General features: G+C 69.4%; 20 protein-coding genes. 17 read left to right on the forward strand and 3 right to left on the reverse strand.

Annotated features, from left to right (window positions below; all coding sequences use genetic code 11):
* From ACVBEQ_RS25110 to ACVBEQ_RS25130, 5 genes are all read left to right on the forward strand, one after another.
* On the forward strand, positions 1–1,014 hold a 1,014-nt coding region (locus tag ACVBEQ_RS25110), incomplete at its 5' end, for a [protein-PII] uridylyltransferase family protein (RefSeq protein WP_447156169.1).
* Between the two features lie 17 nt (positions 1,015–1,031).
* Positions 1,032–2,525, forward strand: coding sequence for a signal recognition particle-docking protein FtsY (ftsY, locus tag ACVBEQ_RS25115; RefSeq protein WP_447156170.1), 1,494 nt, complete (start codon positions 1,032–1,034; stop codon positions 2,523–2,525).
* Positions 2,526–2,718: 193 nt separating this feature from the next.
* Positions 2,719–4,092 (forward strand): ammonium transporter, encoded by a 1,374-nt coding sequence (locus tag ACVBEQ_RS25120; protein ID WP_447156171.1) that lies wholly within the window; start codon positions 2,719–2,721, stop codon positions 4,090–4,092.
* Positions 4,089–4,427 (forward strand): P-II family nitrogen regulator, encoded by a 339-nt coding sequence (locus ACVBEQ_RS25125; RefSeq protein ID WP_447156172.1) that lies wholly within the window; start codon positions 4,089–4,091, stop codon positions 4,425–4,427. The genes ACVBEQ_RS25120 and ACVBEQ_RS25125 overlap by 4 nt, the downstream gene beginning before the upstream one ends.
* A 4-nt stretch (positions 4,428–4,431) precedes the next feature.
* Positions 4,432–6,774, forward strand: coding sequence for a [protein-PII] uridylyltransferase (locus ACVBEQ_RS25130; RefSeq protein WP_447156173.1), 2,343 nt, complete (start codon positions 4,432–4,434; stop codon positions 6,772–6,774).
* Here the strand turns inward: ACVBEQ_RS25130 and ACVBEQ_RS25135 are convergent.
* Genes ACVBEQ_RS25135 through ACVBEQ_RS25145 form a run of 3 tightly spaced genes read right to left on the reverse strand, consistent with a single transcriptional unit; the run spans position 6,759 to position 8,759 of the window.
* Positions 6,759–7,001, reverse strand: a complete 243-nt coding sequence (locus tag ACVBEQ_RS25135; RefSeq protein ID WP_447156174.1) for a helix-turn-helix transcriptional regulator — start codon at positions 6,999–7,001, stop codon at positions 6,759–6,761. The genes ACVBEQ_RS25130 and ACVBEQ_RS25135 overlap by 16 nt on opposite strands.
* Positions 6,994–7,857: an ABC transporter permease gene (locus ACVBEQ_RS25140; RefSeq protein ID WP_447156175.1), complete on the reverse strand. Its 864-nt coding sequence runs from the start codon at positions 7,855–7,857 to the stop codon at positions 6,994–6,996. Before ACVBEQ_RS25140 ends, ACVBEQ_RS25135 begins: the two co-directional genes overlap by 8 nt.
* Positions 7,854–8,759 (reverse strand): ABC transporter ATP-binding protein, encoded by a 906-nt coding sequence (locus ACVBEQ_RS25145; protein WP_447156176.1) that lies wholly within the window; start codon positions 8,757–8,759, stop codon positions 7,854–7,856. The genes ACVBEQ_RS25140 and ACVBEQ_RS25145 overlap by 4 nt, the downstream gene beginning before the upstream one ends.
* A 115-nt stretch (positions 8,760–8,874) precedes the next feature.
* Here ACVBEQ_RS25145 and ffh point away from each other — a divergent pair, with 115 nt between their 5' ends.
* From ffh to ACVBEQ_RS25205, 12 genes are all read left to right on the forward strand, one after another.
* Positions 8,875–10,428 carry a signal recognition particle protein gene (ffh, locus tag ACVBEQ_RS25150; RefSeq protein WP_447156177.1) on the forward strand — a complete coding sequence of 518 codons (1,554 nt, stop codon included), beginning with the start codon at positions 8,875–8,877 and terminating at the stop codon, positions 10,426–10,428.
* Between the two features lies 1 nt (position 10,429).
* The gene (locus tag ACVBEQ_RS25155; RefSeq protein ID WP_447156178.1) at positions 10,430–11,509 is read left to right on the forward strand and encodes an amidohydrolase family protein; all 1,080 of its coding nucleotides are present in this window, start codon (positions 10,430–10,432) and stop codon (positions 11,507–11,509) included.
* A 133-nt stretch (positions 11,510–11,642) separates the two neighbouring features.
* Entirely contained in the window at positions 11,643–12,107 is a 465-nt protein-coding gene (gene rpsP, locus ACVBEQ_RS25160) for a 30S ribosomal protein S16 (protein ID WP_447156179.1), read from the forward strand.
* Positions 12,104–12,343 (forward strand): RNA-binding protein, encoded by a 240-nt coding sequence (locus tag ACVBEQ_RS25165; protein ID WP_447156180.1) that lies wholly within the window; start codon positions 12,104–12,106, stop codon positions 12,341–12,343. Before rpsP ends, ACVBEQ_RS25165 begins: the two co-directional genes overlap by 4 nt.
* Positions 12,344–12,357: 14 nt before the next feature.
* Complete coding sequence (gene rimM / locus ACVBEQ_RS25170; RefSeq protein WP_447156181.1) at positions 12,358–12,870, forward strand: ribosome maturation factor RimM; 513 nt, start codon at positions 12,358–12,360, stop codon at positions 12,868–12,870.
* Between the two features lie 10 nt (positions 12,871–12,880).
* A complete protein-coding gene (trmD, locus tag ACVBEQ_RS25175; protein WP_447156182.1) occupies positions 12,881–13,582 on the forward strand; it encodes a tRNA (guanosine(37)-N1)-methyltransferase TrmD in 702 nt (233 codons plus the stop codon).
* A gap of 126 nt (positions 13,583–13,708) precedes the next feature.
* Entirely contained in the window at positions 13,709–14,059 is a 351-nt protein-coding gene (rplS, locus tag ACVBEQ_RS25180; RefSeq protein ID WP_447156183.1) for a 50S ribosomal protein L19, read from the forward strand.
* A 43-nt stretch (positions 14,060–14,102) separates the two neighbouring features.
* Entirely contained in the window at positions 14,103–14,909 is an 807-nt protein-coding gene (lepB, locus tag ACVBEQ_RS25185) for a signal peptidase I (RefSeq protein WP_447156184.1), read from the forward strand.
* The gene (locus ACVBEQ_RS25190) at positions 14,909–15,625 is read left to right on the forward strand and encodes a ribonuclease HII (protein WP_447156185.1); all 717 of its coding nucleotides are present in this window, start codon (positions 14,909–14,911) and stop codon (positions 15,623–15,625) included. The genes lepB and ACVBEQ_RS25190 overlap by 1 nt, the downstream gene beginning before the upstream one ends.
* Positions 15,622–15,942, forward strand: coding sequence for a DUF2469 domain-containing protein (locus ACVBEQ_RS25195; protein WP_447156186.1), 321 nt, complete (start codon positions 15,622–15,624; stop codon positions 15,940–15,942). Before ACVBEQ_RS25190 ends, ACVBEQ_RS25195 begins: the two co-directional genes overlap by 4 nt.
* Positions 15,939–17,150 (forward strand): cysteine desulfurase-like protein, encoded by a 1,212-nt coding sequence (locus ACVBEQ_RS25200; protein ID WP_447156187.1) that lies wholly within the window; start codon positions 15,939–15,941, stop codon positions 17,148–17,150. The genes ACVBEQ_RS25195 and ACVBEQ_RS25200 overlap by 4 nt, the downstream gene beginning before the upstream one ends.
* Positions 17,147–17,638, forward strand: coding sequence for a protein-tyrosine phosphatase family protein (locus ACVBEQ_RS25205; RefSeq protein WP_447156188.1), 492 nt, complete (start codon positions 17,147–17,149; stop codon positions 17,636–17,638). Before ACVBEQ_RS25200 ends, ACVBEQ_RS25205 begins: the two co-directional genes overlap by 4 nt.
* Positions 17,639–17,652 lie beyond the last annotated feature (14 nt).

Genomic DNA, 17,652 nt, shown 5'->3' on the forward strand with positions numbered 1-17,652 from the left:
GTCTCCGACTCAGCCCACGGTTGCCGAGTACCACGGACAAGCACGAATCGATACATCGCCCGCGGCCTGACGAGCGTCGCGGAAAGCAGCATCTCGGTCGCCTACGAGGCCGCGGTGAAGCAGATCACCACCGAGCGCCGCGGTTTCCGGGCCAGGCTCGCCGTCATCGGGATGGGCCGGCTCGGCGGCGCGGAACTCGGCTACTCCTCCGACGCCGACGTGATCTTCGTCATGGAACCGTTGCCGGGCGAGGACGACCAGCTCGCCCGTGGTGATGCGGCCGCTGCCACCGACCTGATGATCCGGTTGCTCGGCCGGCCCACCCCCGACCCGCCGCTGGAGATCGACGCCAACCTCCGTCCGGAGGGCAAGAACGGCCCGCTGGTCAGATCCCTGGAGTCGTACCGCGGCTACTGGGCCAAGGTCGCGGTGGCCTGGGAGCGGCAGGCGCTGCTGCGTGCCCGGCCGGTGGCGGGCGACCCCGACCTCGGCCGCGACTTCATCATCGCGGTCGACGACTTTCGCTACCCGGAGGGTGGGTTGTCCCAGCGGGATGTGGTCGAGATCCGGCGGATCAAGGCGCGGGTGGACGCGGAACGGCTGCCCAGAGGCGCCGATCCCACCACCCACACCAAGCTGGGCAGGGGCGGCCTTGCCGACATCGAGTGGACCGTCCAGCTCCTGCAGCTGCAGCACGCAAGGGAGGTCGACGGTCTCCGGACACCCTCTACCCTGCCGGCCATCGAGGCGGCGGCGAAGGCGGGACTGATCACCGAAGGCGACGCGTCAAGGTTGACCAACGGCTGGTTGACCGCGTCGCGCACCCGCAACGCGCTGATCCTGGTGCGCGGCAAGCCGGACGACCAGATCCCCCGCCAGGGACGGGAGCTCGCCGCGGTCGCCCGAGCGCTGGGTTACCCCGCCGGCGGCGACCCCGGTGAGTTCGTCGACGACTACCGCCGGGCAACGCGGCGGGCGCGCAAGGTCGTGGACCGGATCTTCGACGGCGGCTGATCTGTCAGGATTGCCGCGTGCCAACTTGGATCTGGATCGTCATCGCCGTTGTCGTCGTCCTCGCTCTTGCCTTCGGTACCGGGGCGGTGCTGGCGCGCAAGCGCCGCGTCTCCCTGCGTGACGCTGTCCCGCAACCGAAGCCGGTCACCGAGGGGCAGCCGCCGAAGGGTGGCTACAAAGCCGGTGGGTCCATCTCGTTCTCCTCCGGAGGCGGGGGATCGGGGACGGCCATCGAGCCCAGGCCGACCGCTCCCACGGAACAGCCCCCGCCGACCGTCATCACCAAGCCGCTCGCGCCGCCGCCGACCAGGCCCTTCCCGGTCGTCCCCGTCGAGGAGCCGGAACCCCTACCCCAGCCCGTACCCGAACCCGAACCCGAGCCCGCGCAAGAGGCTCAACCTGAACCTGAGCCTGAGCGCACCGAGACCGACGGCCAGCCCGGGGTCGGCGACGACGCCGCCATCCCGCGCGACTCGCCGACCCGGACGATCGTCGACGTCGCCCTGCCGGAAGCCCTGCCGGAAGCCCTACCGGAAGCTTTGCCGGAAGCCCCACCGGAAGCCCTGCCGGAACAAGAGGAGATCGAGCCCACCGCGGGCCGGCTCAACCGGCTCCGCGGCCGGCTCTCCCGCTCACAGAATGCGTTCGGTCGCTCGCTGCTGGGCCTGCTCGGCGCGGGGACGCTGGACGAGGACTCCTGGACCGACGTCGAGGACACCCTGCTGATGGCCGACCTGGGCGCCGGCGCCGCGGTTGAGATCACCGAGCGGTTGCGGGCGGAGGTGGCTGCACATGGCGTCACAGACGCCGCCAGCGCACGTGCGTTGCTCCGCAGGGTGCTCATCGACGCCGTCGGTCCGGACATGGACCGCTCGGTCAGGGCGCTGCCGCACGACGGACGCCCGTCGGTGCTGCTCATCGTCGGCGTCAACGGGACCGGCAAGACAACCACCACCGGCAAGCTGGCCAGGGTGCTCGTCGCGGACGGGCGGCATGTCGTGCTCGGCGCCGCGGACACCTTCCGGGCGGCGGCCGCCGAGCAGCTCTCGACCTGGGGAGAGCGGGCCGGCGCCGCCGTGGTCAGGGCCGATGCCGGTACCGATCCTGCGTCGGTTGCGTTCGAGGCCGTCAAACGCGGCATCGCCGACGGCGCGGATGCCGTGCTGATCGACACCGCGGGGCGGCTGCACACCAAGAGCGGCCTGATGGACGAGCTCGGCAAGATCAAGCGGGTCATCGAGAAGCAGGCCCAGGTGGACGAGATCCTGCTGGTCCTGGACGCGACCACCGGTCAGAACGGTCTGGTGCAGGCCACCGTCTTCGCCGATGTAGTCGACATCACCGGCATCGTGCTGACCAAGCTCGACGGCACGGCGAAGGGCGGGATTGTCGTTGCGGTGCAACGAACCTTGAACGTGCCGGTCAAGCTGGTCGGGCTGGGGGAGGGCGCGGACGATCTGGCGCCGTTCGAACCGGCAGCCTTCGTCGACGCGCTGCTTGGCGACGCGTAGTAACTGGATGTCACACGTTATCGACAGAAACGAAACGTGCCGGAAACACAAAAAGGTCCGAGTTCACAACGGCGAAACGTCCGCGAGTGCGGATCGAAATACTTCCAGGCGAACCTTCGAGGGTCACTGGGTCAGCTGCCCGTCGCGCTGCTTGCGGCTGACCTGATCTCCTCTCCTAAAGCCTGGAGGCTTGATGGAACCCTTCGAATTAGACACCGGCAACACCGCCTGGATGCTCGCCGCGGCCTCTCTGGTGCTCCTCATGACCCCGGCTCTGGCGTTCTTCTACGGCGGTATGACGCGGTCGAAGTCCGTCCTGAACATGATGATGATGAGCTTCGGCGCGCTCGCGATCGTCGGCCCGATCTGGGTGCTCTGGGGATACTCGGAGACCTTCGGCGAGCCGGCCCTCGGCGGCCTCATCGGAAACCCCTTCGAGTACTTCGCACTCAAGGGACTCACCGACGAGAGCAGCCTGATGGCTGCCTCCGGCGTGCCCGCAATGGTGGCCGTCGGCTACCAGGCGACGTTCGCGATCATCACCGTTGCGCTGATCAGCGGCGCGATCGCCGACCGCGCGCGGTTCGGCACCTGGCTCGTCTTCTCCGGCCTCTGGGTGACCCTGGTCTACGGCCCGATCGCACACGCGGTCTGGGGCGGCGGGTTCCTCTCGGGCGGCGGAAAGATCGCGGAGTGGCTGTCCACCCCCATCGACTTCGCCGGCGGCACAGTGGTGCACATCAACGCCGGTATGGCGGGCTTCATGCTCGCCCTGATCGTCGGCAAGCGGAAGGGTTTCGCCAAGGACCCGATGAAGCCGCACAACCTGCCGTTCGTGATGCTCGGCGCGGCCCTGCTGTGGTTCGGCTGGTTCGGGTTCAACGCCGGCTCGGAGTTCGCGGCTGACGGCACCGCCGGTCAGGCATGGGTCAACACCCTGGTCGCGACCTGTGTCGCCGCCCTCGGCTGGCTGATCGTGGAGCGCATCCGCGACCACCACGCCACCAGCCTCGGCGCCGCGTCCGGCGTGGTCGCCGGCCTGGTCGCCATCACCCCGGCGGCAGCTGCCGTCGACGTGGTCGGCGCCATGTTCATCGGCCTGATCTCGGGCGCGTTGTGTGCCCTGGCCGTCGGACTCAAGTACAAGGTCGGCTACGACGACTCGCTCGACGTGGTCGGCGTGCACCTCGTCGGCGGTCTGGTCGGCACGATCCTGATCGGCTTCTTCGCGAACGTTCCGCGGGACGCCGAGGGTGTCGCGACGACGTCCACCTGGGCGCCGGACGGCGCTCTCGACGGGCTGTTCTACGGTGGGGGCGCTACTCAGCTCGCCACCCAGACGATCGTCGCGCTGATCGCCGTCGTCATCTCCGGCGTGATGACCTTGATCATCGGTCTGGCACTGAAATACACGATGGGCTGGCGTATTCCGGAAGAGCACGAGACCGAGGGCGTCGACGTGACGACCCACGGCGAGAGTGCCTACGACATCGAACCGCAGTCGGGTAACGGCGGCATGTCCGGTGTCCTGACCAGCCAGACCCGTACCCAGGAGGTCAAAGCATGAAGTTGGTAACCGCCGTCATCAAGCCGTTCAAACTCGACGAGGTCCGGGCTGCACTGCTGGCCTTCGGTGTGCAGGGAATGACCGTCTCGGAGTCATCGGGGTACGGCCGCCAGCGCGGCCACACCGAGGTCTACCGCGGCGCCGAGTACACGGTGGAACTGCTTCCCAAGGTGCGACTGGAGATCCTCGTCGACGACGAGGACGGCGATGACGTCGTCGACGTCATCGTCCGGGCGGCGCGCACCGGCAAGATCGGTGACGGAAAGGTCTGGTCCGTTCCGGTCGAGACCGTTGTGCGGGTGCGGACCGGCGAGCGCGGTCAGGAAGCCCTGTAGCCGGATGCCGAATTCGCCTGTGGGGACGGCGGGCGGCTTCGCCGAATTGCGAGCCCAGCTGCTGAGCCGGACCGGACTTCCCGGTCCGGCTCGGCGGCGGGCGTTGGCCAGGCTCACCGACGGCTGGCTCGCCGAGCTGGCCCAGGATGCCGGGGTCAACGTCGGTGGGGTCGCGCTCGTCGCGGTCGGCGGCTACGGCCGAGGTGAGCTGTCGCCGTTCTCCGACCTCGACCTGGTGCTGCTGCACTCGACCGAGACCCCGGCGTCGTACGCCGGAATGCTCGCCGAGCGACTGTGGTACCCGATCTGGGATTCCAAGATCCGTCTCGACCATTCGGTCCGGTCGGTCGGCGGTGCGCGGCAGGTCGCCCGCACCGACCTGCCGGCCATGTTGGGAATGCTCGACCTGCGGCACATCGCGGGTGATCCCGAGCTGGCCGTGACGCTGCACCGCAGGGTGCTCGCGGACTGGCGCTCGGACGCCGTGAACCGGTTGGAGGCGCTGAAGGCCTCCTGCCAGGAACGTGCCGAACGCTCGGGTGAGCTGGCCTTCGCCACCACCCCGGACCTCAAGGAGTCGCGCGGGGGACTGCGCGATCTCGTCGTCATGCGGGCGGTCGCCGCTTCATGGGTGGCGGACTGCCCGCACCAGGGTCTCGAGGAGGCCCGCTCCGCGCTGCTGGACGTCCGTGACGTCGTGCAGACGCTCACCGGCCGGAGCACCGATCGGCTGCAGCTGCAGGACCAGGATGCCGTCGCCGAGGTGCTCGGGCTGGACGACCGCGACGTGCTGCTCCGGCACGTCGCGGGCATCGCCAGGACGGTGGACCACGCGAGCGACCTGACCTGGCATCGGGTGGCCCGCGCGCTGAGCCGCCCGCGGGGGGCGATCACCGACCTCGGCGGCCGACTGGTCCGCAAGGTCGAACGCACGCCGCTCGCCGACGGGATCGTCGAGCAGGAGGGCGAGGCGGTGCTCGCCAGGGCCGTCAACCCGGCCACCGATCCCACCCTGGTCGTGCGGGCCGCCGCCGCGGCGGCGCAGGCCGGACTTCCGGTGTCGCCCGCGACGGTGCTGCGGCTGGCGAAATCGTGCCCGCCGCTGCCCGCCCCATGGCCGCCGATCGCCCTCGAGGCGTTCCTGGCGCTGCTGGGCTCCGGCGCGCCGATGATCGGCGCGTGGGAGGACCTGGACCAGGCGGGCCTGATCGCGGCACTGCTGCCCGGCTGGGAGCGGCTCCGCAGCAAGCCGCAGCGTGACCCGATCCACCGCTTCACGGTGGACCGGCATCTGATGGAAACCGCTGTGGTGGCGGCCAGTCTCGTCCGCCGGGTGTCCCGGCCGGACCTGCTGCTGCTGGCCGCGATCCTGCACGACATCGGCAAGGGCCACGGTGACGACTACCCCGATCACTCGGTGGCCGGCGCGGAGATCTCGGTCGGCTGGCTGCAGCGGATGGGCGTCCCGGCCGACGACATCCAGGTGATCTCCGGGCTCATCCGGCACCATCTTCTGCTCGGCGATTCGGTCGCCCGCCGCGACCCTGACGACCCGGCGACCATCGCCGTCATCATCGACGCCGTCGGGGACCTACCGACGCTGGAGTTGCTGTACGCCCTGTCCGAGGCGGACGCGCGGGCGGCGGGACCGAACGCCTGGACCACCTGGCGCGCAGGGCAGATCGGTCACCTGGTCTCCCGGGTACGCCGCGCCTTCGCCGGCCAGGAACCGGCGCAGCCGCCGGCGATCACCGAGGTGGAACGGCAACTCGTCGAGAACGGCGGGGTGGGGATCGTCATCGAGCAGATTCCCGGTGCCCTGCGGGTCACGATCGCCGCCCCGGACCGGCCTGGCCTGCTGGCCGCCGCCGCGGGCGTGCTCACCCTGCACCGGATGACGGTCCGGACCGCGGCCGTCCGCACCATCGGCGACACCGGCGTGCAGGCCTGGACCGTCGCCCCGCAGTTCGGTGACGCGCCGGCCGCCGCCACCCTGCGTGCCGACCTGATCAGGGCACTGGACGGCAGCCTCGATGTCGGCGCCCGGCTCGCCAAGCGGGTGACGCCGGCCCGCCGCGGCCCGGCCGCCCCGCCCGAGGTGCTCGTGGTGGACGGCGCGTCGGAGACCTCCGCGGTGCTGGAGGTCCGCGCCCACGACGTCCCCGGATTGCTGTACTCGGTGGCCTCGGCGCTGACCGCCCTGGGCATGAGCGTTGTCTCCGCCCGGGTGCACACCATGGGCGCCGACGTCGTCGACGTGTTCTATGTGCAGGACGCGGACGGGTCCCAGCTGTCCCCGGCCCGGGCCAGGGAGGTCGCGGCGGCGGTGACTCAGGCGCTCGCCTGAGGGTTCTCGCCGATCCGCAGGAACGGCCGGGTGGAGAAGATCAACTCGACCGGGACCTCGAAGAACTCCGCGATCCGCAGCGCCAGGTACAGGCTGGGGCTGTATTCGTTCCGTTCCAGGTACCCCACCGTCTGGTAGTGCACCCCGACCGCCTGGGCGAGCTGGCGGCGGGTGATGCCGCGTTCCGCACGGAGCACGGCGATCCGGTTGTAGAGCGCATCAGACACGCTGCAGCGCTTTCTCCCGGCGGGCCGCCACGCTGGACCCCGACTCCCGGCGCGCCATCCGGCGCAGCAGGATCGGTGCGAGCAGCATCCCGGCGATGGCCCACACGGCCAGCACGACGATGGTCAGCAGCGTCCGCCAGCTGCCGTCGATCTCGACGACCATCGCGGACTCGGGCAGCAGGGTGGAGCGCAGGCCCAGTCCCAGCCAGTACGTCGGCGTCAGCTGGCCCAGCGCCTGCGCCCACCAGACCATGGTCGCGAGCGGGGTGAAGATGCCGGACACCCAGACGATCGCGCCCATCACCAGCAGTCCCCAGCCGCCGACCGATCGCGGATTCTTGAACACCGACCCGACGATGAACCCCAGCGGCACTACGGCCAGCAGGCCGAGCACCAGGTACCCGACGGCGCCGAGCGCCGCGAGGAAACCGTCGGCCATCAGGTTGGGCACGAAGAAGGCTGCCGGGATCAGCACGATGACCAGGCTGAACGCGATCTCCAGGCACACCCTGACCAGCTGTCCGGCGACGTAGCCGACCAGTCCGTAGGGCACGGACTTGAGCCGCAGCAGCGTGCCGTCCTCACGTTCGGTCACCAGCACGGTGGCGATGCCGTAGGCGCCGGCGAACACCACCTGGAGTGCCAGCAGGCCGGGCAGCATGAAGGTCGCCACCGAGACGTCGGTGCCCTCGACCATGGTGTTCCGGTTGAGGAACAGCACCACCAGCAGGATCAGCGAGACGATCACGTAGTACGTGATGTCCTGACCCGCCCGCATGCTGTTCATGAACTCCACCCGACCGCGGTGAGCCCCGCACGCCGCCGCATGCAGGACCGCAGTCCTGTCGTTGCTCATGACGAGACCTCCTGCTGTGCAACCATTGTCAAGTAGGTGGCTTCGAGACTGGGTTGCTGCACCTCGAGCTGCGAGATGGTGCCGGCCGCCCCCTCCTGCGCGAACAGCTCCCGGACGAAATCCGTCGGGTCCACCGTCGAATGCACCTGCCGGATCCCGTCCTGCGTCCAGCGGACCTCGGCACTGCCCGCCACCTGATGGGCCAGTTCCTCGGCGCTGCCGTTGGCCACGATCCGGCCGTGATCGAGGATCAGGATGCGGTCCGCCAGTTTCTCCGCCTCGTCGAGGTCGTGCGTGGTGAGCAGGATGGTGGTGTCCTGCAGGTCCGACAGCCGGTGCACCAGGTCGTGGAAATCGCGCCGGGCCGCGGGGTCGAAGCCGGCGGTGGGCTCGTCCAGGAAGAGCAGTTCGGGTCGGCCGACGATGCCGATCGCGACGTCCAGCCGCCGCCGTTGCCCGCCGGACAGCATGGACACCTTCTTGTTCCGGTGCTCGGCGAGGCCGACGGTCTCGATCAGCTCGTCGGTGGGGTAGGGGCGTCGACGTCCGGGTTCGGAGTATGGCGCGTAGAACGAACCGAGGTGGTCGAGCAGCTCGCGCACCCGCCATCGGCCGTGGTCGCGCCAGGACTGCAGCACGACACCGATGCGCGCCCGCCAGCGCTCGTCCGCGGTGAGCGGATCGACGCCGAGCACGCTGACCTGCCCATCCGAGGGCCGGCGGAAGCCCTCGAGAATCTCGATCGTGGTGGTCTTGCCCGCGCCGTTCGGGCCGAGCAGCACCAACACCTCACCCCGCCCGATGGTGAAGTTAACCCCGTGCAGGACGTCGTTCGTGCCGTACCGCATGCGCAGGTCGGTCACCTGCACCGCTGTCGTTTGCTCCAAGGTGTGTGACGACATGTAGTAGTTGTACTACCGATTGCGGCATACGCACAACAGTGATCAGCAGGATTTGCGCAGGAGGGAGAATGGCGGTCAGTTCCCGTTCCCCGTCAACGGCAGTGAGGCTTCTTTCGTGTTCGAAACCCTGTCCGACCGGCTTTCCACGGTCTTCACCAACCTGCGCGGCAAGGGCCGGCTGACCCCGGCCGACATCGATGCCACCTGTCGCGAGATCCGCATCGCACTGCTCGAGGCCGACGTGGCGCTGCCCGTCGTGCGCTCGTTCATCGCCCGGATCAAGGAGCGGGCCACCGGGGCCGACGTCTCGGCCGCGCTCAACCCTGCCCAGCAGGTGATCAAGATCGTCAACGAGGAGCTGATCGGCATCCTCGGCGGCGAGACCCGGCGGCTGACCTTCGCCAAGAACCCGCCCACCGTCATCATGCTGGCCGGTCTGCAGGGCGCGGGCAAGACGACGCTGGCCGGCAAGCTGGCGCTCTGGCTGAAGAACCAGGGGCACACGCCGCTGCTCGTCGCGTCCGACCTGCAGCGCCCCAATGCGGTCCAGCAGTTGCAGATCGTCGGCCAGCAGGCCGGTGTCCAGGTGTTCGCGCCGGAACCGGGCAATGGTGTCGGTGATCCGGTAGCCGTTGCCAGGGAAGGCATCTCGCATGCCAGGGTCAGGGTGCACGACATCGTCATCGTCGACACCGCTGGCCGGCTGGGCGTCGACTTCGAGATGATGCAGCAGGCCGTCGACATCCGGGACGCCGTCAACCCGAACGAGATCCTGTTCGTCGTCGACGCGATGATCGGTCAGGACGCCGTCGCGACGGCCGAGGCATTCCGGGACGGTGTCGGCTTCACCGGCGTCGTGCTCACCAAGCTCGACGGTGACGCCCGCGGTGGCGCGGCGCTGTCAGTCCGGCAGGTCACCGGCCGGCCGATCATGTTCGCCTCCACCGGTGAGAAGCTCGCCGACTTCGACACCTTCCACCCCGACCGGATGGCGTCCCGGATCCTCGGCATGGGCGACATGCTCACCCTGATCGAGCAGGCCGAGCAGCACTTCGAGGCCGATCAGGCCGAGGCGATGGCCGCCAAGATGGCCGGCAACGACTTCACCCTGGAGGACTTCCTCCAGCAGATGATGATGATCCGCAAGATGGGCCCGATCGGCGGCCTGCTCGGCATGCTGCCGGGTGCCGGTCAGATGAAGGAAGCGCTGGCGAACGTCGACGACCGGGACATCGACCGGACCGCGGCGATCATCCAGTCGATGACGCCGGCCGAGCGCGCCGAACCGAAGATCATCAACGCGTCCCGTCGGCAGCGGATCGCCCGTGGTTCCGGCTCGACCGTCGCGCAGGTCAACGCGCTGGTCGACAGGTTCTTCGAGGCCCGCAAGATGATGTCCTCGATGGCCGGCCGGTTCGGGTTGCCCGGTGCCCGACCGTCCAACCGGAAGGCGGCCAAGGGTCGTAAGGGCAAGCGTTCGACCGGCCGCGGACCGACGCCGCCGAAGGTCAAGGGCATGCCGGCCGGCTTCCCGGGGATGGGTGCGCTACCCCCTGGCATGGGTGGGCCCGGGATGGGTGCCGGTCCGGCCGCGGCGCCCGGTGGGTTCGGGCTCGACCAGTTGCCGCCGGGGTTCGACCCCTCGCAGCTCAAGTTCCCGAAGAAGTGAGATGACCGCCCTCCACGTCACGGGCACTGACCCCGGCACCGGCGAGCGGGTCGATCTGTGGGCGATGAACGGCCGGTTCGTAGACGGACCGATCGCGGATGCGGTCGAGCTCAGCGGGTACGTGCTGCCCGGGTTCGTCGACGCGCACTGCCATGTCGGCTATTCCCCCGAGGGGGCGGCGACGCTCGACGAGGCGGAGGAGCAGGCCAGGACCAACCTCGACGCCGGTGCACTCGCGTTGCGGGACTGCGGTTCTCCGCTGGACACCAGCTCTCTCGTCGATCGCGACGACCTGCCCGTGCTGGTCAGGGCGGGACGGCACATCGCCAAGGCGCGCCGGTACATCCGCGAACTGGGTGTCGACCTGGAGGATCCGGCGGACCTGCCCGGCGAGGTCGCGCGGCAACTGGTCTACGGCAGCGGTCAGTGGATCAAGATCGTTGGTGACTGGATCGACCGGTCGGTCGGCGACCTGGCTCCGCTCTGGCCCGACGATGTATTGGCCGAGGCGGTGGCGGTGGCGCACGCCGGCGGGGCCAGGGTGACCACCCACGTGTTCGGCGAGGATGCGTTGCCCGGGTTGCTGGCCGCCGGCGTCGACTGCATCGAGCACGGCACCGGTCTGACCGACGACACGATCGCGGTTGCGGCGGACCGCGGTGTGCACCTTGTTCCGACATTGATCAACATCGCGAACTTTCCGTCGTTCGCCGACGGTGCCGGCAAGTACCCCGCCTACGCCAAGCACATGCGGGATCTGCACTCGCGCAACGGCGACATGGTCAGGTCGGCGGTGGAGGCCGGGATCAGCGTGCATGCCGGCACCGACGCCGGCGGCTTCGTCGAGCACGGCCGGGTCGCCGACGAGGTGCAGGCGCTGGGCGAGCTGCTCGGCGCCAGGCAGGCGCTGTTCGCCACCTCGCACAGCGCGCGCGAGTGGATGCGGCTGCCGATCTACGACACCGGGGCGGCCGCCGACCTCACCGTCTACGCCCATGATCCGGTCGAGGATCTGGGCGTCCTGCACCATCCCGCCGCGGTGGTCAGAGCGGGGAAGGTCGTCCGGCCCAGGCAGGTGTGACAGAATGGCTCGGTTACGGCTGCCGTCCGGCCCCTCTCTCCGGGCGCGGCCGCCATTGGTGCGTCCGGACCCGCTGCCCCACGCGGGACCACGACGCCCGCCCATTCAGACCTGCAAGGAGTACTCCACCACCGTGGCTGTCAAGATCAAGCTCGCCCGTTTCGGAAAGATCCGCGAGCCGTTCTACCGCATCGTCGTCGCCGACGCCCGCACCCGCCGCAACGGCCGGGCGATCGAGAACATCGGGCTCTACCACCCGAAGGCCGATCCCAGCGTCATCCAGATCGACTCCGATCGGGCCCAGTACTGGCTCGGGGTCGGCGCACAGCCGACGGAGTCGGTCGAGGCGCTGCTGAAGGTGACCGGCGACTGGCAGAAGTTCAAGGGCCTGCCCGGTGCCGAGGGCACCCTGCGGGTTGCCGAGCCGAAGGCTGACAAGCGCGCGCTGTACGACGCCGCGATGGCCTCCGTCGGCAGTGACGACGGTTCGTCCGCCACCACCCCGAAGAAGAAGCGGACCGCGCCGGCCGCTGAGGCCGCCGCAGTCGAGGCGGCACCGGAAGCCGCGCCGGCCGCCGAGAGCACCGACGCGTCGTGAGTGTCCTCGAGGACGCCCTGGAGCACCTGGTCCGGGGCATCGTCGACAACGAGGACGACGTCAGCGTCGAGTTGACGACCGGCCGCCGTGGCCGCACGCTGCAGATCAGGGTCCATCCCGACGATTTGGGCAAGGTCATCGGCAGGGCCGGCCGTACCGCGACCGCGCTCCGCACCGTGATGTCCGCGGTCGGCGGGCGGGGCATCCGGGTCGACGTCGTCGACACGGACCGCTGACAGCGGAATTCCGCGTGGAGGTTGTCGTCGGCCGGATCGGCCGCCCGCACGGGCTGCGCGGCGAAGTGACGGTGCAGGTCACCACCGATGACCCTGACGATCGCTTCGCCGCGGGTTCCGTGCTGGGCACCGACCCGGCCTCGCGGGGGCCGTTGACGGTCACCGGCATGCGCCGGTCGGGTCCGGTCCTGGTGATCGGCTTCGAGGGCGTGACCGATCGCGACGCCGCGGAGGCGCTGCGCGGCACGATGTTGACCCTGGACGCCTCGACGCTCCCGGTGCCTGACGATCCCGACGAGTTCTACGATCACCAGCTCGTCGGGCTGGCGGTGGTGGACGGCGATGGCACCGAACTGGGCCGGGTGGTGGATGTCTGGCATCCGCCGGCGGCCCCGGTGCTGGTGGTGACCAGGACAGACGGATCCGAGGAACTCGTGCCGTTCGTCTCGGCGATCGTGCCGGTGGTCGACCTCGAGGCGGGCCGGCTGGTGGTCGACCCGCCGGACGGCATGTTCGCGTCCCAATGATCGAGAACCAGTGCTGATCAGCGTCGTCACGATTTTCCCCGGCTACCTGGACCCGCTGCGGGAGTCGTTGCTGGGCAAGGCGATCGGCGACGGCACCATCACGCTGGACGTCCGGGATCTGCGCGATTTCACCACCGACCGGCACCGCACCGTCGACGATTCGCCGTACGGCGGCGGGCCGGGAATGGTGATGAAACCGGACGTCTGGGGGCGGGCCCTGGACGCAGTGGCGGGTGCTGACACCAACCCGACGCTGATCGTCCCGACGCCGGCCGGTCGGCGGTTCACCCAGGCGACGGCGGACGAACTGTCCCGCGCGCAGCACCTGGTGTTCGCCTGCGGTCGGTACGAGGGCATCGACCAGCGGGTGATCGACGATGCGGCGACCAGGATGCCGGTGCTGGAATTGTCCATCGGCGACTACGTTCTCGCGGGCGGCGAGGTCGCGGCGATGGTGATGATCGAGGCGATCACCCGGCTGCTGCCGGGCGTGCTGGGCAATCCCGGTTCGGCCACCGACGACTCGTTCTCCGGTGAGCTCACCGACCTGCTCGAAGCCCCCAGCTACACCCGTCCGCCGGTGTACCGGGGGATCGCCGTCCCATCCGTGCTGACCAGCGGTGATCATGGCGCGGTGGCCGCCTACCGGCGGGCGGAATCGCTGCGCCGCACCCGGCAGAACAGGCCGGACCTGCTCCCGCCGGTTTCTTGATAGCGGGTGCCGTCTGGCACAATGGACCGGTTGCCGTTTCAGGCGACCATTCCGGCGCGGCCATGCACTCGAACGATGCTGCGCGATCTGCTGACAGTGACTGATGAAATGAAGGAAGACACCGACATGAACACCCTTGACGCGCTCGACGCCGCATCCCTGCGGTCCGACATCCCGGACTTCCGTCCCGGTGACACGGTCAAGGTGCATGTGAAGGTCATCGAGGGCACCCGCTCCCGGATCCAGGTCTTCGCCGGTCATGTCATCCGTCGCCAGGGCGGCGGCATTCGCGAGACCTTCACCGTTCGCAAGATCAGCTTCGGCGTCGGCGTCGAGCGCACCTTCCCCGTGCACTCCCCGAACCTGGACCGGATCGAGCTCGTGACCCGGGGCGACGTTCGCCGGGCCAAGCTCTACTACCTGCGCGATCTGCGCGGGAAGGCCGCCAAGATCAAGGAAAAGCGGCAGGGTCGCTGATCGGCGCCGGTCCGCCTCAGCGGCGGACCGTAGCCTGAGCGGGATGAGCGAGAACAAACCGGACGAGGCCGAAGAGCCGACTTCAGAGGGCAAACGCCGACGCGCCGGGCAGAAGCGACCGTTCTGGATCGAGCTGCCGATCCTGATCGTCATCGCCTTCGGGCTGACCTTCCTGATCCAGACGTTCGTCGCGAAGGTCTACTACGTGCCCTCGGGATCGATGGAGCAGACGTTGCACGGCGCCTCCAGCGGCGGCGACCGCATCCTGGCGAACAAGGTCGTCTACGACTTCCGCGACCCGCAGCAGGGTGACGTCGTCGTCTTCGCCGGCCCGCCGACCTGGGCGCCGGAGACCAGCATCGCCGGCCCGTCGAGCTGGTTCGGACAGGCGATGCAGGCCTTCGGATCGGTGATCGGGATCGCACCGCCGAACGAGAAGGATTACGTCAAGCGGGTCATCGCCGTCGGCGGCCAGACGGTCATGTGCTGCGACGCGGACGGCAACGTCACCGTCGACGGGCGGTCATTGGACGAGCCGTACATCTACGAGCCGCTCCCCTTCGTCCCTGGCGAACTGGACTGCTCGACCACCGACGCCCAACTGTCCCGGCGGTGCTTCGGCCCCGTCACCGTGCCCGATGGACAGTTGTGGGTGATGGGCGACCACCGTTCTGATTCGGCCGACTCCTCCTACGGCTGCCAGGGCTTCCCGCCGGGCAGCGAAGCGAGCTGCCAGGGCCCGATCCCGGTGGACAACGTCATCGGCAAGGCCATCGTCATCGTCATGCCGCCGTCCCGATGGGGCACCATCGGCAACCCCGACATCGATCCGGACAACCCGGCCAACTGATGCAGCGGCCCAGTCTTCGATTCGAGAAGGCGCTGCTCCGCAGTGGCGTCACCCGGCTCGCCGCCATGGACGAGGTCGGTCGAGGGGCACTGGCCGGCCCGGTCACGGTCGGCGTCGTGGTGATCACCCCGACCATCGGCCGCGTGCCGCCCGGCCTCGCGGATTCGAAGCTGCTCACCCCGGCCGCCAGGGAGAAGCTGGTCAGGCCGGTACGCCGCTGGGTCACCGAGTACGCCGTCGGCCACGCGAGCCCGGCGGAAATCGACACGATCGGCATCATCGAGGCACTTCGCACGGCTGGTCGGCGTGCGCTGTCGGCGCTGTCCGGCCCGGTCGACGCCGTGCTGCTGGACGGCAACCACAACTACCTCAGCAGCCCGACGGCGGTGGCCGAGCCGTGCGACGATCCGCCGCTGTTCGAGCTGGTCCAGCCCCCGCGGCGGCCCGTCGAGCCGCTGGTGCACGTGAAGATCAAGGCGGACCTCACCTGCGCGGCCGTCGCCGGTGCCAGCGTGCTGGCCAAGACGGAGCGGGATCGGCTGCTGGTCGAACTGGCGCCGGTGCACCCGAGGTACGGGTTCGAGGTCAACAAGGGCTACGGCACCCCCGAGCACCTGACGGCACTGCGGATGCACGGCCCGTCACCGGTGCATCGGCGCAGCTGGCGGCTGCCGGGCGAGGAGCCGGTCCTGTTCTGTGCTGAGATGACACGATGAGCGCAGAGGACCTCGAACAGTACGAGACCGAGATGGAGCTGCAGCTGTACCGGGAGTACCGGGACATCGTCGGCCAGTTCTCGTACGTGGTGGAGACAGAGCGCAGGTTCTACCTGTGCAACGCGGTCGATCTGCAGGTGCGCAACCCCGACGGTGACATGTACTTCGAACTGCGGATGTCGGACGCCTGGGTGTGGGACATGTACCGGCCCGCTCGTTTCGTCAAGAACGTGCGGGTGGTGACGTTCAAGGACGTCAACGTCGAGGAGCTGGACAAGCCCGAGCTGCGGCTGCCGGAAGACAATCCGTTCGGATGACGGCCGGTACGTACGACGTCGCGGCGCTGCGCGCGCACTTCCCTGCGTTGGCCCTCGGGGCGGCCCACTTCGACGGCCCCGGCGGGTCGCAGGTGCCGGACACAGTCGCGGACGCGATCAGAGACACGCTGACGGCGGGGCTCTCGAACCGGGGCCTCGTCACACCCGCCGAACGACGCGCCGACAACGTTGTCGCCGACGCCCGCGTCGCCATGGCGGACCTGCTCGGCGCCGATCCGGGCGGCATCATCTTCGGCCGGAGCATGACCCAGTTGACCTTCGATCTGTCCAGGACGCTGGCGGCGGGCTGGGGACCGGGTGACGAGATCGTCGTCTCCAGGCTCGACCACGACGCCAACATCCGGCCGTGGGTGATCGCCGCCGAGTCGGTGGGAGCGACGGTCCGGTGGGCCGAGTTCGACGCCATGACGGGCGAGTTGCCGGTCGAGAACGTGGCTGCCGTGCTGTCCGGGAACACCCGGCTGGTCGCCGTCACCGGAGCGTCCAACCTGATCGGGACGCGGCCCGCGGTCGCCGAGATCTCGGCGCTCGCACACCGGGTCGGCGCGCTGACCTACGTCGACGGCGTGCATCTGACGGCGCATGCCGCGGTGGACGTCGCCGAGCTCGGAGCCGACTTCTACGCCTGCTCGCCGTACAAGTTCCTCGGGCCGCACTGCGGCGTGCTGGCCGGCCGGCCCGACATCCTCGAGACGCTGCGGCCCGACAAGCTCTTGCCCTCAAGCAATCTCGTGCCGGAGCGGTTCGAACTCGGCACTCTGCCCTACGAACTGCTGGCCGGAACGACGGCCGCCGTCGACTTCCTCGCCGGCCTCGCCGGGACCACAGGTGGGGACCGCCGGCACCGGGTGCTCGCCGCGATGGCCGCCGTCGAGGAGCACGAGGACGGCCTGCGCGCGGTGATCGAGGACGGGCTGGCGGGCCTACCGGGCGTCGTGCTGCACTCCCGCGCCGCCCGACGGACGCCGACACTGCTGGTCACCTTCGCCGACCGGGATGCCACGAAGGCCTACGAGTTTCTCGGCATGCTCGACGTGTACGTGCCGGCAGGTTCGTTCTACGCGCTGGAGGCCGCCCGCTTCCTGGGCCTGGGCGATGGCGGGGGATTGCGGATCGGGTTGGCGCCGTACTCCGACCGGTCCGACGTGGACCGCCTGCTGGCCGGGTTGAAGGAGTTCCTGGCATGACTGACCCGACGCGGATCGAGATGGCCGTCGACCCGCAGCGCCAACGCCTGGTCGGGGTGTCCGCGCACGGGCTGCTGCCGTTCGACGTGCCGTTCATCAGCGAGGTCGCGCCGGATCTGTGGTTGGGCGGCTGCGAGGACGATCTCGTGCTGCCGCGATTCATCCGTCATCTGGTGTCGCTGTACCCGTGGGAGCACTACACGGTGCGCCACGATCTCGGCAGCAGGCTCGAGGTGCGGATGTACGACAGCATCGACCAGAGCTTCGGCCAGGTGGACGGCATCGCCGGCTGGGTCAACGCCTGCCGGGCGGACGGGCCGACGCTCGTGCACTGCCAGGCGGGCCTCAACCGGTCCAGCCTGGTGGTGGCCCGCGCGTTGATGCTCGACGGGATGGCCGCGCGCGACGCGATCGACCTCATCCGGGAGAAGCGCTCGCCGGTGTGCCTGTGCAACCCCTCGTTCGAGAAGTGGTTGCTGGCCGGCTGAGTTGTCCACAATCC

This window comes from Nakamurella sp. GG22 (assembly GCF_052976845.2).

Bases quoted from the DNA above. Each gene is read 5' to 3' on its own strand.
- lepB (WP_447156184.1), top strand. From the start codon at position 14,103: ATGAGCGAGAACAAACCGGACGAGGCCGAAGAGCCGACTTCAGAGGGC.
- ACVBEQ_RS25145 (WP_447156176.1), bottom strand. From the start codon at position 8,759: ATGTCGTCACACACCTTGGAGCAAACGACAGCGGTGCAGGTGACCGAC.
- ACVBEQ_RS25120 (WP_447156171.1), top strand. From the start codon at position 2,719: ATGGAACCCTTCGAATTAGACACCGGCAACACCGCCTGGATGCTCGCC.
- ACVBEQ_RS25205 (WP_447156188.1), top strand. From the start codon at position 17,147: ATGACTGACCCGACGCGGATCGAGATGGCCGTCGACCCGCAGCGCCAA.
- ACVBEQ_RS25125 (WP_447156172.1), top strand. From the start codon at position 4,089: ATGAAGTTGGTAACCGCCGTCATCAAGCCGTTCAAACTCGACGAGGTC.
- ACVBEQ_RS25195 (WP_447156186.1), top strand. From the start codon at position 15,622: ATGAGCGCAGAGGACCTCGAACAGTACGAGACCGAGATGGAGCTGCAG.
- ACVBEQ_RS25190 (WP_447156185.1), top strand. From the start codon at position 14,909: ATGCAGCGGCCCAGTCTTCGATTCGAGAAGGCGCTGCTCCGCAGTGGC.
- ACVBEQ_RS25130 (WP_447156173.1), top strand. From the start codon at position 4,432: ATGCCGAATTCGCCTGTGGGGACGGCGGGCGGCTTCGCCGAATTGCGA.
- ACVBEQ_RS25155 (WP_447156178.1), top strand. From the start codon at position 10,430: ATGACCGCCCTCCACGTCACGGGCACTGACCCCGGCACCGGCGAGCGG.
- ACVBEQ_RS25200 (WP_447156187.1), top strand. From the start codon at position 15,939: ATGACGGCCGGTACGTACGACGTCGCGGCGCTGCGCGCGCACTTCCCT.
- ACVBEQ_RS25140 (WP_447156175.1), bottom strand. From the start codon at position 7,857: ATGAGCAACGACAGGACTGCGGTCCTGCATGCGGCGGCGTGCGGGGCT.
- rplS (WP_447156183.1), top strand. From the start codon at position 13,709: ATGAACACCCTTGACGCGCTCGACGCCGCATCCCTGCGGTCCGACATC.